The organism is Bradyrhizobium sp. cf659 (assembly GCF_900113725.1).
GTDB lineage: Bacteria > Pseudomonadota > Alphaproteobacteria > Rhizobiales > Xanthobacteraceae > Bradyrhizobium.
Map to the genome: position 1 here is coordinate 104434 of NZ_FOQJ01000016.1, position 13801 is coordinate 118234.

At 66.7% G+C, this 13801-nt stretch carries 13 protein-coding genes; 8 read left to right on the plus strand and 5 right to left on the minus strand.

From position 1 onward, the window contains the following. Positions 1-14: 14 nt before the first annotated feature. On the minus strand, positions 15-1628 hold the full coding sequence (locus BM118_RS37560) for an OprO/OprP family phosphate-selective porin (RefSeq protein WP_092192700.1): 1614 nt from the start codon (positions 1626-1628) through the stop codon (positions 15-17). Between the two features lie 313 nt (positions 1629-1941). Between BM118_RS37560 and BM118_RS37565 the strand changes: the two genes are divergently transcribed. From BM118_RS37565 to BM118_RS37575, 3 genes are read left to right on the plus strand one after another with little or no spacing between them, the layout of a single operon-like run. Further along, positions 1942-3348 (plus strand): DegQ family serine endoprotease, encoded by a 1407-nt coding sequence (locus BM118_RS37565; RefSeq protein ID WP_177235037.1) that lies wholly within the window; start codon positions 1942-1944, stop codon positions 3346-3348. Beyond that, entirely contained in the window at positions 3345-4682 is a 1338-nt protein-coding gene (locus BM118_RS37570; protein WP_092192702.1) for a replication-associated recombination protein A, read from the plus strand. The genes BM118_RS37565 and BM118_RS37570 overlap by 4 nt, the downstream gene beginning before the upstream one ends. Before the next feature lie 52 nt (positions 4683-4734). Further along, positions 4735-5964 (plus strand): RluA family pseudouridine synthase, encoded by a 1230-nt coding sequence (locus BM118_RS37575; RefSeq protein WP_092192704.1) that lies wholly within the window; start codon positions 4735-4737, stop codon positions 5962-5964. Between the two features lie 187 nt (positions 5965-6151). On the opposite strand, the gene BM118_RS37580 is transcribed toward BM118_RS37575, so the two are convergent. After that, positions 6152-6598, minus strand: a complete 447-nt coding sequence (locus BM118_RS37580; protein WP_092192706.1) for a hypothetical protein — start codon at positions 6596-6598, stop codon at positions 6152-6154. Between the two features lie 75 nt (positions 6599-6673). Here BM118_RS37580 and BM118_RS37585 point away from each other — a divergent pair, with 75 nt between their 5' ends. The 5 genes from BM118_RS37585 to BM118_RS37610 all read left to right on the plus strand — a co-directional run bounded on the left by BM118_RS37585 (position 6674) and on the right by BM118_RS37610 (position 11027). Beyond that, entirely contained in the window at positions 6674-7468 is a 795-nt protein-coding gene (locus BM118_RS37585; protein WP_092192708.1) for an ATP12 family chaperone protein, read from the plus strand. A gap of 53 nt (positions 7469-7521) precedes the next feature. Continuing rightward, entirely contained in the window at positions 7522-9153 is a 1632-nt protein-coding gene (locus tag BM118_RS37595) for a flagellar hook-length control protein FliK (RefSeq protein WP_177235038.1), read from the plus strand. Continuing rightward, positions 9150-9413, plus strand: a complete 264-nt coding sequence (locus tag BM118_RS37600; RefSeq protein ID WP_092192710.1) for an EscU/YscU/HrcU family type III secretion system export apparatus switch protein — start codon at positions 9150-9152, stop codon at positions 9411-9413. Before BM118_RS37595 ends, BM118_RS37600 begins: the two co-directional genes overlap by 4 nt. Before the next feature lie 30 nt (positions 9414-9443). Next, complete coding sequence (gene blaOXA / locus BM118_RS37605; RefSeq protein WP_441299773.1) at positions 9444-10301, plus strand: class D beta-lactamase; 858 nt, start codon at positions 9444-9446, stop codon at positions 10299-10301. 69 nt (positions 10302-10370) lie between these two features. Next, complete coding sequence (locus tag BM118_RS37610; RefSeq protein WP_092192714.1) at positions 10371-11027, plus strand: carboxymuconolactone decarboxylase family protein; 657 nt, start codon at positions 10371-10373, stop codon at positions 11025-11027. A 241-nt stretch (positions 11028-11268) separates the two neighbouring features. Here the strand turns inward: BM118_RS37610 and BM118_RS37615 are convergent, their stop codons facing one another. The 3 genes from BM118_RS37615 to BM118_RS37625 all read right to left on the minus strand — a co-directional run bounded on the left by BM118_RS37615 (position 11269) and on the right by BM118_RS37625 (position 13706). After that, a complete protein-coding gene (locus BM118_RS37615; protein ID WP_092192764.1) occupies positions 11269-12261 on the minus strand; it encodes a dienelactone hydrolase family protein in 993 nt (330 codons plus the stop codon). Between the two features lie 280 nt (positions 12262-12541). Next, on the minus strand, positions 12542-13138 hold the full coding sequence (locus BM118_RS37620; protein WP_177235043.1) for a hypothetical protein: 597 nt from the start codon (positions 13136-13138) through the stop codon (positions 12542-12544). A gap of 163 nt (positions 13139-13301) precedes the next feature. Next, positions 13302-13706, minus strand: coding sequence for a DUF4260 domain-containing protein (locus BM118_RS37625; protein ID WP_092192717.1), 405 nt, complete (start codon positions 13704-13706; stop codon positions 13302-13304). Positions 13707-13801 lie beyond the last annotated feature (95 nt).

Genomic DNA, 13801 nt, shown 5'->3' on the forward strand with positions numbered 1-13801 from the left:
CGGAAGAGATTGCGTCAGAACGCGAACTGCGTGCGCATCGCGACGGCGTCGAATTTCGAGCCGACATCGGCGGTCGAGACGGGCGAGGCCTGCCGCGACACCGTGCCGTGCAGATAGTCGAGCATGAAGCGGACGTTGCCGTTGACGTACCAGTTGAGCGCCAGCGTGTAGACGGTCTGCCGGCCGCCGGCGATGCCGTTGGCGGTCGCGAGCTGGTCGTTGAGGTCGATCGTCGAGAAGCGTCCCGCGATTTCCCAGGCGCCCCAGCCGCCGCCGTCGAGCGAGAACGGATGCGCCGGCTTGACGCCGTTATAGGCCGCGTTCGCCGCATTGTAGGTCCGGCCCTCGCCGGTCAGCACGTAGCCGGCCTGCGCATAGCCGCCCTGGAATTTCAGGCTCGGTGCGCCGACCAGCGGCACGCCGGTGTTGGCGGTGCGGTCGATGTTGTACCAGAAGTACTCGCCCTGAACGATGAACGGTCCATAGGTCGCCGCCGCTTCGACGCTGTAGACCTGCGCGCCCGAGGCATTGGCGATCGCGCCGGTCGAGATCAGCGTCGTCGGATCGAGACGCAACTCAGGCCGATCGCTCAGCGTCACCGTCTGCGTATTGGCGATGAGATTGCGCGGCGGCTGGATCAGCCACTGCGCGTCGGCGCCGATATGCACCGAGTAGTCCTTGCCGCTGATGGGATTTCCGGCAACGCGCGCCACCGCGCCATATTGCTCGCTCGTGCCCGCCGGCGCCGCGCTCGAGGCGGAATGGATCGCCCCCGTCGACGGTCCTGTGACATAGCCGCCGATCCAGAGCTGGTCGTTGTACCAGCGCGTGCCGGCCGCCGAGCGGAAGTCGCCGGCGGCGATATTGGTCGCGATGACGCCCGCCGAGGCGCGCTCCATGAACATGATGTCGTTGGAGCTCGTGGCTTCGTCCATGGTGTAGGGCAGGTCCATGATGCCGGCCTCGATCGCCATCCGTCCGCCGAACGGCTTCAGGCCGGTGTAGCTGAGATAGGCGTTCTCCACGCCGGAGACGCCGCCGCCGGGCAGCGATCCGGGAGCTGCGCCGCCAAATCCATCGGAGGTGCCGCCGAAGTCGTAGACCAGCGCGAAATTCCAGTCGTTGAAGAATTTGCCGGCAAGGCCGATGCGCGCGCGGCGGACGTTCTCGCCGCTGTCGAGCTTCTGCGGCACGGTGGCCGCGGTGTTGGGACGATAATCATAGCCGCCGACATCGTAGTGCACGCGGCCGGTGATGCCGACGCAGTTCGCCCCATCGGCAGTACAGATGGTCGGCCGGTTGTTCGGCATCGTCACGACGACGCCCGACGCCGGCGCGGGCCCCTTGAGCGGGATCGCAGCGTTGGCATTGGCCACGACCGCTTTCGCTTCCGAGCGCGCTTCGGCTTTGGCTTCGGCCTTCGCCTCGGCCTTGGCTTTCGCCGTCGCCGCCGTGTTCGCCGCGGTCTGGCTCTGGAGCTTGTCGAGCTTCTGCTCCAGCATCTTCAGCTGCTGCTTCAGCAGCGCGATCTCCTGCTCGCTGCTGCTTGCCGATTGGGCCTGGGCCTGTGCGGCCGCAAGCACGCCGGCGAGACCCATCGCCGTGGCTGCAATTCTTGTCCTGCTCACATCACGCCTCCATTGTTTGACGAACTTCCCCAAGTCGCAGGCGGAGAGCCTAGGAACGATCGATGACTGCCCCGCGACGGCGCGCTCCGGTTGCGCGGTTCCCACTGATGCAAATTCGCCGCAACCGAATCCGCCTTGCATCACCATGCAAGATGACGCGCATCATGCCAATCCACAGCGCCGGGCAAATTGCCATTTCGTACGCGGGGCCTGTATGCGGCAGGCGGCGGAAGGGGGTGAATATTGCCGTTCCGCGCCCTTCTATTGGGGGGCGAACGCGCCTATATTCCGGCGTCTTTTCCAAGAGGTAGGAATGTTTCGATCGACCTGGACCGCCGTCGTCACGGCATTGTGCATAGCCTTTTCGGCCCACTTCAATCCGGCTGCGGCGCAGGACCGTCGGGTCCCGTCGTCGCCGGCCGAGCTGCGGCTGTCCTATGCGCCGATCGTACAGCGGGTGCAGCCGGCCGTCGTCAACGTCTATGCCGCCAAGGTGGTGCAGAACCGTAATCCGCTGCTCGACGACCCGGTCTTCCGCCGTTTCTTCGGCGTGCCGGGCCAGCAGCCCGAGCAGATGCAGCGCTCGCTCGGCTCCGGCGTCATCGTCGATACGACGGGCCTCGTCGTCACCAACGTCCACGTCATCGAGGGCGCGGACCAGGTCAAGGTGTCGCTGTCGGACAAGCGCGAGTTCGAGGCCGAGATCCTGCTGAAGGATTCCCGCACCGATCTCGCCGTACTGCGCCTGAAGGACACCAAGGAGAAATTCCCGACGCTCGACTTCACCAATTCGGACGAGCTGCTGGTCGGCGACGTCGTGCTCGCGATCGGCAATCCCTTCGGCGTCGGCCAGACCGTGACCCACGGCATCATCTCGGCGCTGGCGCGCACGCAGGTCGGCATCACCGACTACCAGTTCTTCATCCAGACCGATGCGGCGATCAATCCCGGCAATTCCGGCGGCGCGCTGGTCGACATGAGCGGCAAGCTTGCCGGCATCAACACCGCGATCTATTCGCGCTCCGGCGGCTCGCAGGGCATCGGCTTTGCGATCCCCGCCAACATGGTGCGCGTGGTCGTCGCCTCCGCCAAGGGCGGCGGCAAGGCGGTGAAGCGTCCCTGGCTCGGCGCCAAATTGCAGACGGTGACGCCCGAGATCGCCGAAAGCCTCGGCTTGCGTTCGCCGACCGGTGCGCTGGTCGCGAGCGTGGTCTCGAACGGCCCCGCAGCGAAGGCCGGCCTGAAATCCTCCGATCTCATCACCGGGATCGACGGCCAGACCGTGGATGATCCCAATGCCTTCGACTACCGCTTCGCGACGCGTCCGCTCGGCGGCACCGCGCAGATCGACGTGCAGCGCAGCGGTAAGCCGGTCAAGCTGACGGTGGCGCTGGAGACCGCGCCCGACACCGGCCGCAACGAGCTCGTCGTCACCGCGCGTTCGCCGTTCCAGGGTGCGAAGGTCTCGACCATCACGCCGGCGGTTGCGGACGAGCTGCATCTGGATGCCGACACTGAAGGCGTCGTGATTACCGATCTCGGCGGCGACAGCGCGGCCGCTCAGGTCGGCTTCCAGAAGGGCGACATCATCCTGGCGGTCAACAACCAGAAGATCGGCAGGACCGGCGACCTCGAGAAGGCCGCAGGTGAGCGCCCGCGGATCTGGCGCATCACGCTGGTGCGCGGTGGCCAGCAGATCAACGTTACGCTGGGCGGATGAGTCCGAAGCGACCACAGGAGACGCCAACTCTCTTTGCCGCGGCGGGGCTCGATCACGAGGCCCCGCATCCGCTGCCGGATCGGCTGCGGCCGCGCGCGTTGTCGGAGGTCGTCGGGCAGGATCATATCCTCGGGCCCGACGGCGCGCTGACGCGTATGCTGGAGACGCGCACGCTCGGCTCGCTGGTGTTCTGGGGCCCGCCCGGCACCGGCAAGACCACGGTCGCACGGCTGCTGGCGGATGCGACCGACCTGCATTTCGAGCAGATCTCCGCGGTGTTCTCCGGCGTGGCCGATCTCAAGAAGGCGTTCGACGCCGCGCGTGCCCGCCGCGAGATGGGCAAGGGCACGCTTCTGTTCGTCGACGAGGTACACCGCTTCAACCGCGCCCAGCAGGACTCGTTTCTTCCTGTCATGGAAGACGGCACGGTGGTCATGGTCGGCGCCACCACCGAAAACCCGTCCTTCGAGCTCAACGCGGCGCTTCTGTCGCGCGCGCGCGTGCTGGTGTTTCGCTCGCTCGATGCGGCCGCGATCGAAAAGCTGTTTGCGCATGCCGAGGAGGTCGAGGGCCGCAAGCTGCCGCTCGATGCGGAAGCACGCGCGGTGCTGGTGCGCATGGCCGACGGCGACGGAAGGGCATCGCTGACGCTCGCCGAGGAGGTTTGGCGTTCGGCGCGGGCTGATGAGATTTTCAATGCCGCGCAGTTGCAGGATATCCTGCAACGCCGCGCGCCGATCTACGACAAGTCGGCCGACGGTCATTACAACCTGATCTCGGCGCTGCATAAGTCGGTGCGCGGCTCCGATCCCGACGCTGCGCTGTATTACCTCGCGCGCATGCTCGATGCCGGCGAGGACCCGCTGTTTCTGGCCCGCCGCGTCGTGCGCATGGCGGTCGAGGACATCGGCCTTGCCGATCCGCAGGCGCTCGTCATCGCCAATGCCGCCAAGGACGCCTTCGACTTCCTCGGCCATCCCGAAGGCGAGCTCGCCATCGCGCAAGCGGTGGTCTATCTCGCCACTGCGCCGAAATCGAACGCGGTCTACACCGCCTTCGGTGCCGCCATGCAGACCGCAAAGCAGGCCGGCTCGCTGCTGCCGCCAAAGCACATCCTCAATTCCCCGACCAAGCTGATGAAGTCGGAAGGCTACGGCGCAGCTTACGAATACGACCACGACGCCCCCGACGCCTTCTCCGGCCAGGATTATTTCCCGGACGCCCTGGGCCGCCAGACCTTCTACGACCCGCCCGAGCGGGGGTTCGAGCGGGAGATCAGGAAGCGGCTGGACTATTGGGCCAAGCTGCGCAAGGAGCGGGGCGGCTCGCGCTAGAATCGGCCATTTCGCCGTGACGGGAGCCGGCTTTTAGGGTACGCAGGCAACCATGAGCCGTCGCATCAAGAGAATGAACCCAAAGCCCCGTTCGCGTGACGAGCGCGATGACGCGCGTCCGTTCAAGGCGCGCAGCGCCAAGAAGGCAGGGCCGCGGCCTGGGGCCAAGCCGGGCGCGAAGCCGCCGCGTTTTGCGGCCGAGCGTGCCGAGCGGCGCCCGCCCAAGGCAGCGTTGGAAAAGGCAGCGCTGGAAAAGCCTGCACCGGCCAAGCCCGTCGAGGCGCTGCTGCCGACCAAGGTGCAGACCGTCACCGTGACGGCCGACGAGAACAACATGCGCGTCGATCGCTTCCTCGAGGCGCGCTTTCCCGGCCTGTCGTTCTCCCACATCCAGCGCGTCGTCCGCAAAGGCGAGCTCCGCGTCGACGGCAAGCGCGTCGACAGCAAGGACCGGCTGGAGGAGGGGCAGAGCGTCCGCATCCCGCCGCTGAAGCTCGACGTACCGAAGGCCGTCGGCGAGCTCTCGGAGGCTGCGCAGAAGACGCTCAAGGCGCTGAAGGAGATGACGATCTACGAGGACGACGACGTCCTCGTCCTGAACAAGCCGGCCGGACTTGCCGTGCAGGGCGGCTCGGGCATGACGCGGCACATCGACCAGATGCTCGAGGTGATGCGCGATGCCAAGGGCCAGAAGCCGCGCCTCGTGCACCGCATCGACAGGGAGACGTCGGGCTGTCTCCTGATCGCCAAGACGCGCTTTGCCGCTTCGCATCTGACCGGCGCGTTCCGTTCGCGGTCGGCGCGAAAGGTCTATTGGGCCTTGGTGCCGGGGCTGCCGAAGCCGAAGCAGGGCCGCATCTCGACCTTCCTTGCCAAGGAGGAGAGCGAGGACGACACCATCATGCGCATCGCCCAGCACGGCGATGAGGGCGCCAGCCACGCGGTGACTTACTATGCCGTGGTCGAGACCGCGGGCAACAAGCTGACCTGGGTGTCGCTGAAACCGGTGACGGGCCGCACCCACCAGCTCCGCGCGCATATGGAGCACATCGGCCACCCCATCGTCGGCGATCCCAAATATTTCAACATCGAGAATTGGCAGCTGCCGGGCGGCCTGCAAAACCGGCTGCATCTGCTCGCGCGCCGCATCGTCATTCCGCATCCGCGCGGCGGCGTGATCGACGCAACCGCCCCGCTGCCGCCGCACATGCAGCAGTCGTGGAATCTGCTCGGGCTCGATGCAAGCCGGTTCGATCCGATCGAGAACGCGCCGGAAGAGTAGGGGCGCGCGAACGAGTAAGGCGCGGGACTAGCCACGTTCTCGCTGTCATCGCCCGCGAAGGCGGGCGATCCAGTATTCCAGAGGCCGGCGTTAGAGAGCTCGCTCTCACCACATCCGCCGCGGCGTACTGGATGCCCCGCCTTCGCGGGGCATGACAGCGATGGTTGTGGGCGCGTCCACAGCCCCCTCAATTCCGAAACTGCTCCAGAAACATGCGCAAGCTGTCGTGCGGGGTCTCGACATCCGTGATCAGCCAGCCTTCCGGGCCGTTGACGAGGATGAAGTTCAGCGTCACGCGGCGGCCGTGATTGTCGAAATTCGCCGCGACATAGGTCTTGTCGTATTGCCTCCGCACGACCGCGATCGCGACCGGGCCGAGCTTCCAGCTCGCGCTCTGCACCAGGAAATCATAGGGCTCGGCCCTCGGCGTGCTCCAGGCCTTGCGCAGCGGGAAATCGAAGAACTGCCGGGCGGTGGCGCCATCCCGCGGCAGGCCTTTTGACAGCTCCGGCACGCCCTGGCCGTAATGGGCATAGACGTTGCGGACCAGCGATTCCGGGCTACGAAATCCGGCCTCCGCCGCGGCCAGCCCAAAGCCGGCGACCAGGGTCACAATGCCCGCAAGTTCCCTCATGCCTGCCGCTCGCTTTATCGGGCGCCGGTCTTGTCGTACAAGCCTAGCACTGAGCGAGTAGGGCCGAAAACTGACATGCGCGAATTGTTCGACGAGGTTGCGGGGCAATCCCCGCGCGATCCACGCGAGGCGGCCCGCCAGTCCGCGCGCACGCCGCAGCGCAAGCGCTTCTACAAGGAGGCCGGCGTCGCCGAGGCCGAAGGTGGCTTCGCCATCACGCTCGGCGGCAAGCCGATCCGCACGCCGTCCGGTCGCCAGGTGGTGATCCCCTCGCGCGCGCTGGCGGACGCGGTCGCCGCCGAATGGGCGGCCCAGGGCGAGACGATCGATCCCGTGACCATGCCGCTGACGCGGATCGCCAACAGCGTGGTCGAAGGCGTGGTCGATCGCGTCGGGCTCGTCAGGGACGACCTTGCAAAATATTTCGAGTCCGACCTGCTGTTCTATCGCGCCGGCCATCCCGAGGCGCTCGTGGCCCGCGAGGCCACGCATTGGGACCCCGTGCTGTTCTGGGCCGCGGAGGCACTGGGGGCGCATTTCATCCTGTCCGAGGGCGTCATGCATGTGAAGCAGCCGGACGAGGCCATTCAGGCCGCCCGCGCAGCCTTGCCCGGGGATGCCTGGTCGGTCGCGGCACTCCATGTGGTGACGACCCTGACCGGCTCGGCGCTGCTGGCGCTGGCCCTGGCCCATGGCGTGCGCGAGGCCGACCAGGTCTGGGCCGCCGCCCATGTCGATGAGGACTGGAACGCCGACCAATGGGGCGTGGACGAGGAGGCCGCGGCACGCCGGGCCGCCCGCGCGCGGGATTTCAACGCTGCCGTCGCAGTTCTGGCGGCGGTCAAGCCGTCCGCGGCCGAAGGTCCTTAACGAGAGGTTTACGACGCCGGCGTTAGGGTGGCCCGTGCTCCTGGGCCCCTGAGATGGCGACGCCGATCAGTTCCATTACTCCCGTCAGTGCTGCCAGCCCCGCGGCTGATGCGGCGACGCCTGACATCGTGCTCCAGGCCGGCAGCGTCGTCGACGCCAGAGTCGTCAGCGTGCTCGCCGACAATCTGGTGCGGATCGCGATTGCAAATCTCACCCTCGACGTGATGTCGGAAGTCGCGCTGTCGCCGGGACAAAATCTCCAGCTTGCGGTGTCGCAGAACGACGGCACCATCCGCCTCGCCGTCGTGGGCGGCGCAGGCGAGGCAGCCGCCGACCAGGTCACGCTGACGCCGGCCGCGGCTTCGCTGGTCGACAGCCCGTCGCTTGCGCCATCCGCGAGCGCGGCGCGCAACACCTTGACGTCATCGGAGCAGGTCGCGGTCACAATGGCTTCGGCCGAGGCCGCGAGCAAGCAGGGCAGCCAGGCGCCGCTGTTCGCCAATCTGGCCTCCGTCGTGACCGGCAGCGATCTGCCGGCGGGATTAAAGCAGGCGGTGCTCGACGTGCTGGCGCAGCAGACGCCGCTCAATACCGAGCTCGACGGCGGCGACATCGAATCCGCCTTCCAGAAGTCCGGCCTGTTTCTCGAGGCCTCGCTTGCCGCGGGCGCGACGCCGTCGCCAGGCGCCGTGCCGGACCTGAAGGCGGCGCTCCTGGTGCTGCGCCAGACACTGGCCGCGACCTCGGGAACGCTCGAGACCGGCGTACCGCAGGCACCGGCGCAAGGCACCGCGCCGCCGACAGGCGTCGCGCCGCAGACCGCAACGTCCGCACTTCAGGCGGCGGGCGAGGCCGCGCAGGCGGCATTGCCGTCGCCCGAGGCGGAGATCGCCCAGCCGACGCAAATGCCGCGCGGCGCTGCGCTCGCAGCCGCCGTGCTGGCAGACATGGCGGGCGCAACGCCGCAGGCGGCGGGCTCGCGAACCATGTCCGCTGGCCTTGCCGCGAGCCTCTTGCAGGAGGTCACGCAAAATCTGCCGCGCATGATCGGCAATTTGCCGGGCTCGAACAAGGCCGTGCCCGATGGCCACATCTTCGAGGCCGCCGCGCGCGCGACGCCACCGCCATTCCGCGGCGCCCTGCCGTCGCCGCAGTCCATCGCCTCACCGTCGCTCGTGCCGGATGCGCCGCTGGCTGCGACCGTGCACCGTCTGCTCGACGACACCGATGCCGCGATCGCGCGGCAGACCTTGCTCCAGGTCGCCTCGCTCCCCGATCGCACCGATGCCTCCGGCCATCGCATCGATCCGGCCGTGCCGCAGTGGAATTTCGAGATTCCCTTTGCGACCCCACAGGGCACCGCCATGGCGCAGTTCGAGATCTCGCGCGACGGTGGCAACGAATCCGCCGATCCTGCCAAACGCGCCTGGCGTGCACGCTTCACGCTCAACGTCGAGCCGGCCGGCCCCGTGCACGCGCTGATCACTCTGAACGGCGACAAGACCTTCGTGCGGATGTGGGCGGAGCGGCCGGCGACCGCGCAGCAGCTTCGCGCCGGGATCGATGAGCTCAGCCAGGCGATGACCAGGGCCGAGCTCAAGCCCGGCGACATCGTGGTGCGGGACGGCACGCCGCCGCAACCGGCACCGGCCCGCGCCGGCCACTTCCTGGATCGCGCCACATGAGCGATCCATCCAAGCTTGCGATCGCACTGCATTACGAGAAGGGCTCTGGCGCGCCGGTCGTCGTCGCCAAGGGCAAGGGCACGATCGGCGAAAAGATCGTCGAGATCGCCAGGGCCAACGACATCCCGATCGAGGAGAACGAAATCCTGGCCGGCGCGCTGTCCAAGGTCGAGCTTGGCGAGGAGATCCCGCCCGATCTCTACAAGGCCGTCGCCGAAGTGCTGGTGTTCGTGCTGCGGCTGTCGGGCCGGGCCAGGTAGCTGTCATCGTTTCACCATGATAGCGGCTGCATGGTCGCCGCCAATTCCATCGCTCAACGGACACTGCACGTGATCACTCGCCGTTCCACCCTCGGCCTTCTCGCCGCAACCGCGATCCTGCCGTCGCGCGCGCTCGCCCATGTCGCGCCGCCGCGCAACGAGATCCGCGACAGCCTGGCAAAACGCTTCACCGACCTCGGCACATCAGGCACCTTTGTCGGCTACAAGGTCGAGGACTATCTGATCGTCGCCAGCGACAAGGAGCGCTCGGGCGAGGGCAAGCTGCCGGCCTCGACCTTCAAGATCCCGAACTCGCTGATCGCGTTGGAGACCGGCGTGGTCACAGATCCCGACAAGGACGTTTTCCCCTGGGACGGCGTGAAGCGCGGAATCGAGGCGTGGAACAAGGATCACACGCTGCGCAGCGCCATCGCGGTCAGTGCGGTCCCGGTCTATCAGGAGATCGCGCGCCGCATCGGGCAGGAGCGCATGCAGAAATACGTCGATCTGTTCGACTATGGCAATCGCGACATAGGCGGCGGCATCGACCAGTTCTGGCTCACAGGCGCTTTGCGCATCGATCCGGTCGAGCAGATCGATTTCGTCGACCGGCTGCGCCGCCGCGCGCTGCCGATTTCCAAGCGCAGCCAGGATCTCGTCGCTGACATCCTGCCGGTGACCAAGGTCGGCGATAGCGTCATCCGCGCCAAGTCCGGCCTTTTGGGCGCCGAGCGCGGCGAGCCGTCGCTGGGCTGGATGGTCGGCTGGGCCGAGAAGGGCGAGGCGCACACCGTGTTTGCGCTCAACATGGATTGCACCGAGCCGCGCCTCGTCGGCGAGCGCATGCCGCTGACGCAAGCCTGCCTTGCCGAGATCGGCGCGGTCTAGCTGGCGCACACGAACTCGCTCGACTAGCATCCTTCCGACCAAGCAAGAAAAAAGGTCGGGAGGACAACAATGAACTCAGCGCCACTCTGGCTGTCGTCGCTTACGCTTGCCGCAGCTGGCGGCTGGCTCGCCGCCACGATGTTTGCGGCACCCGCCACCAGCAAGGAGCCGCGCTTTCCGCAGCTCACCATGGACCAGCTCGACGCCAAGCAGAAGCCGCTCGGCGAGCAGATCATGAAGGTGTCGAGCGTCGGCATCGGCGGGCCCTACAATCCCATGATCCGCAGCCCCGTGCTCGGCCAGCGCCTGTTCGACCTGTTCTACTATCTGCGCTGGGAGACCTCGGTCCCCACAAAACTCAACGAGTTCGCGATCCTGATCATCGGGAGGCAGTGGCGTTCGCAGGTGGAGTGGTTCGCGCACGCGCCACTGGCCGCGAAGGCGGGCCTGTCACCCGACATCATTGCCGAGCTGAAAGCCAACAAGCGGCCGTCGAAGATGGCCGAGGACGAGGCTGTGGTCTACGATTTCGTCACCGAGATCACCACGACCAAGAAGGTCACCGACGAGACCTATGCGCGCGCGAAGAAAGTGTTCAACGACCAGCAGATCGTCGACCTCACCGCGGTCGCCGGCAACTACGTGATGGTCGCGATGCTACTGGCCATGGCCGAGGAGACGGTGCCGCCGGACAAGCAGGAGCCGTTCAAGCCGGGTGAGCCGTAGGGCTCGTCATTGCGAGCGCGCCTCTCTCCACGCGTCATTGCGAGCCAACGGGTCCGCGCGCAGCGCGGCCCGATGACAGGCTCCGCGAAGCAATCCAGAGCCCCTCCGCGGAAAGACTCTGGATTGCTTCGCTGCGCTCGCAATGACGGAGTATGTGGTGCCGGCGTCGGCTCACACGTGATCCTCATGGTGAGGAGCCCGCAAAGGGGGCGTCTCGAGCCATGCAAGACCCGGCTGCCTCTCAACCCAGCTTGAACAGCGCCTGCAAGAATTCCTCGACAGCCTTGCGCGACTCCGCGGCGGTTGCGGGATTGCCGCCGACATGCGGATTGAGCTCGACGCAGGTGTCCTTGTAGGTGAAGGGCGCCTGCGTGCCGGCGTTCATCAGCACGCCGCCGTCGCCTTCCCTGATCTGGCAATTGCGCACGGTCTGGGCGTTGGCGGAGACCGTCACGGTGGCGGCGCCGAGCAGGCCGCTGTCGAAGCCGTGCGCGCTGTCAGGGTATTCGGTCAGCACCACATCGCGCCCAGCGGTCTTGAGCCGCTCGACAAAGGCCTTGCAGCTCTTCACGGGATTGTAGTCGTCAGGCGTGCCGTGGAAGATACGGATCGGGCGCGCCGCGACCTCGGTATCGCCGAGGTAGGTCGTCGAGCAATCCGGATAGAACGGGATGTAGGCGGCGAACTGGATGCCGGACTTGTTCCAGAGCTTGTTGAAGCGGTCGAGGCTCGCATAGAGCGTCGCCTGTCCGCCGCGCGAAAAGCCCATCAGCACGATGCGGTCGGGATCGACGCGGGGATGCTTCGCCAAGATCTCGAGCGAACGATAGATGTCGACGATCAGATTGAGCCGGCCGAGCAGGGCCTGGTTCGGTCCGACCACCGTCAGTCCGCGGCCGGTAAAGCCGTCGATCACGAAGGTCGAGATGCCCATGGCGTTGAACGCGTGCACCCAGGCTTCCGTGGTGGCGCCGACGCCGCTGGAGCCGTGCATCAGCACGACGACGGGAAGTTTTCCGGTGCCCTGCGCGAGCCGGAATTCGCCCGCGACCGTCACCGGCTTGCCGGCGGCCGCATCGCCGCTGAGGAATTGCTGGTCGGAGAGGGTGAGCGAGGGAATCGGGAAGATCTCGACCCGGGTGGCGGCGTCCTTGGGAAGGGATTGCGCGTTGGCGAGCGCGGTTGAGACGCAAAGCGCGATGAGCGCGGCAGCGACGCGGAATGCCCTCGGCATCGGATTCTCCTGATATTTTGCGCAGTAGAACAACGGGCCCGCGCGCTGTCAATTTGATGCGCGGCGGCCTATGCGCAGGGCAATCACATATGACGTCAGCGATCGGGGCCCGGAAGCTTCCACAGCGTCATGGCCGGGCATAGCCGTCCGAAGGACGGCGTCGCTTTCGCTCGCCTATGTCCCGGCCATCCACGACCTTCGTTAGCTGCTCCTAAGAACGTGGATGCCCGGGACAAGCCCGGGCATGACGATCTCGAGGGAACGCTCACACGCGATGCTTTCAGGCCTTGTCGGCCGTCTTCTTGGTCGTCAGCGCCTGGTCGATGGCAAAGCCGCCGATCTCGCTCATGGCCTGCGAGATCACGTCGCCGCGTCTGGCAAAGCCGCTGGAGAGATAATCGAACTGCGTCCGCGCCAGCCGCAGCACCTCGATCGGCACGGAGACCACGGTCTCGTTGAAGCTGTCGACGGAGGCGCGCAGCGTATCGAGCTCGGTGGTGAGCTTGCCGATGTGGCTTGCCGCATCCTGCATCAGGCCGAGCAGCTTGCCGCGCTCGGCATCGAACGCCGCACGCTCGGCCGCCGCGGCCGCCGTCACCTCGGTAAGCTGCGCCCGCAGCGCCTCGATCTGGCCGACCATGGCGTCGGAGGCAAGCTCGGCGGCCTCGCGCAGCTCGACATGGCGTGTGTTCTCTTCATGCTGCTGATGATAGAGCCGCTCGGCTGACATCGCCCGCTGCGTCAGCGACTCGATCAGGCTTGCGGCACGCAGCAGCATCTCGCCGTTCCGCCCCGACACCATGCTGGCCATGCGCCGCAGGAAGTCGACGGTTTCGGACGACGAGTTCGGCGGCAGGGGGACGACCGTCGCGGACATGAGGTGATGCTTGCAGTCAGACATGAGGACCGCCGCCGTACCGACTGGGCTCACGCAACATTCGGCGCCTGATCGTAAGCCCGGAGCAAGCCTGAATCGGGCGCCGGGTCAACCGACCAGCACGGACAAAATCGGTCATCCCGCCGCCAGGTCGCGCGCGGGATCAGGCGTCCCTCTGCCGGCCAATCCGCCCGAGATGGGTGAAGCCGAACCCGGCCGAATATTTCAGGCCATAGCCCAGCGCCCGGTCGATGCCGATATGGGCCAGCCAGATCAAGGCGATGGACAAGGTGAGCGGCGAGGCGAGGCCGAAGCCCAGCGTCAGCAGCGCCACCGGCGCCATGTAGCTGTGGGCGGCGTTGTAGACCAGCGCGCCGAACCTGACGTCCGAAAGGTATGCTAGGAAGCTCAGATCGGGCACGAAGAAGAGCAGGGCAAAGACCAGCCACGAGCCGTCCCAGGCCCAGTAGAGCATCACCATGCCTGCAAACAGGGTCAGGCCCTCCAGCCGCAGCAGGATGTTGACACCGCCCGTCACAGCGCCGGTCTCGGCCGTTCCTTGGTCCATCGTCGCCTCCCAGGCAAAACTTTGTAATTCCTTGCGCTTTCCCGCTGCGGCAAGGCAGCCCTGCGAGCCCGAAAGCGGCTTCCCGGCCCGCAAAA

Excerpts from the sequence above, each read along its gene's own strand:
- BM118_RS37565 (WP_177235037.1), top strand. The coding sequence starts at position 1,942 with ATGTTTCGATCGACCTGGACCGCCGTCGTCACGGCATTGTGCATAGCC.
- BM118_RS37570 (WP_092192702.1), top strand. The coding sequence starts at position 3,345 with ATGAGTCCGAAGCGACCACAGGAGACGCCAACTCTCTTTGCCGCGGCG.
- BM118_RS37575 (WP_092192704.1), top strand. The coding sequence starts at position 4,735 with ATGAGCCGTCGCATCAAGAGAATGAACCCAAAGCCCCGTTCGCGTGAC.
- BM118_RS37580 (WP_092192706.1), bottom strand. The coding sequence starts at position 6,598 with ATGAGGGAACTTGCGGGCATTGTGACCCTGGTCGCCGGCTTTGGGCTG.
- BM118_RS37585 (WP_092192708.1), top strand. The coding sequence starts at position 6,674 with ATGCGCGAATTGTTCGACGAGGTTGCGGGGCAATCCCCGCGCGATCCA.
- BM118_RS37595 (WP_177235038.1), top strand. The coding sequence starts at position 7,522 with ATGGCGACGCCGATCAGTTCCATTACTCCCGTCAGTGCTGCCAGCCCC.
- BM118_RS37600 (WP_092192710.1), top strand. The coding sequence starts at position 9,150 with ATGAGCGATCCATCCAAGCTTGCGATCGCACTGCATTACGAGAAGGGC.
- blaOXA (WP_441299773.1), top strand. The coding sequence starts at position 9,444 with ATGGTCGCCGCCAATTCCATCGCTCAACGGACACTGCACGTGATCACT.
- BM118_RS37610 (WP_092192714.1), top strand. The coding sequence starts at position 10,371 with ATGAACTCAGCGCCACTCTGGCTGTCGTCGCTTACGCTTGCCGCAGCT.
- BM118_RS37615 (WP_092192764.1), bottom strand. The coding sequence starts at position 12,261 with ATGCCGAGGGCATTCCGCGTCGCTGCCGCGCTCATCGCGCTTTGCGTC.
- BM118_RS37620 (WP_177235043.1), bottom strand. The coding sequence starts at position 13,138 with ATGTCCGCGACGGTCGTCCCCCTGCCGCCGAACTCGTCGTCCGAAACC.
- BM118_RS37625 (WP_092192717.1), bottom strand. The coding sequence starts at position 13,706 with ATGGACCAAGGAACGGCCGAGACCGGCGCTGTGACGGGCGGTGTCAAC.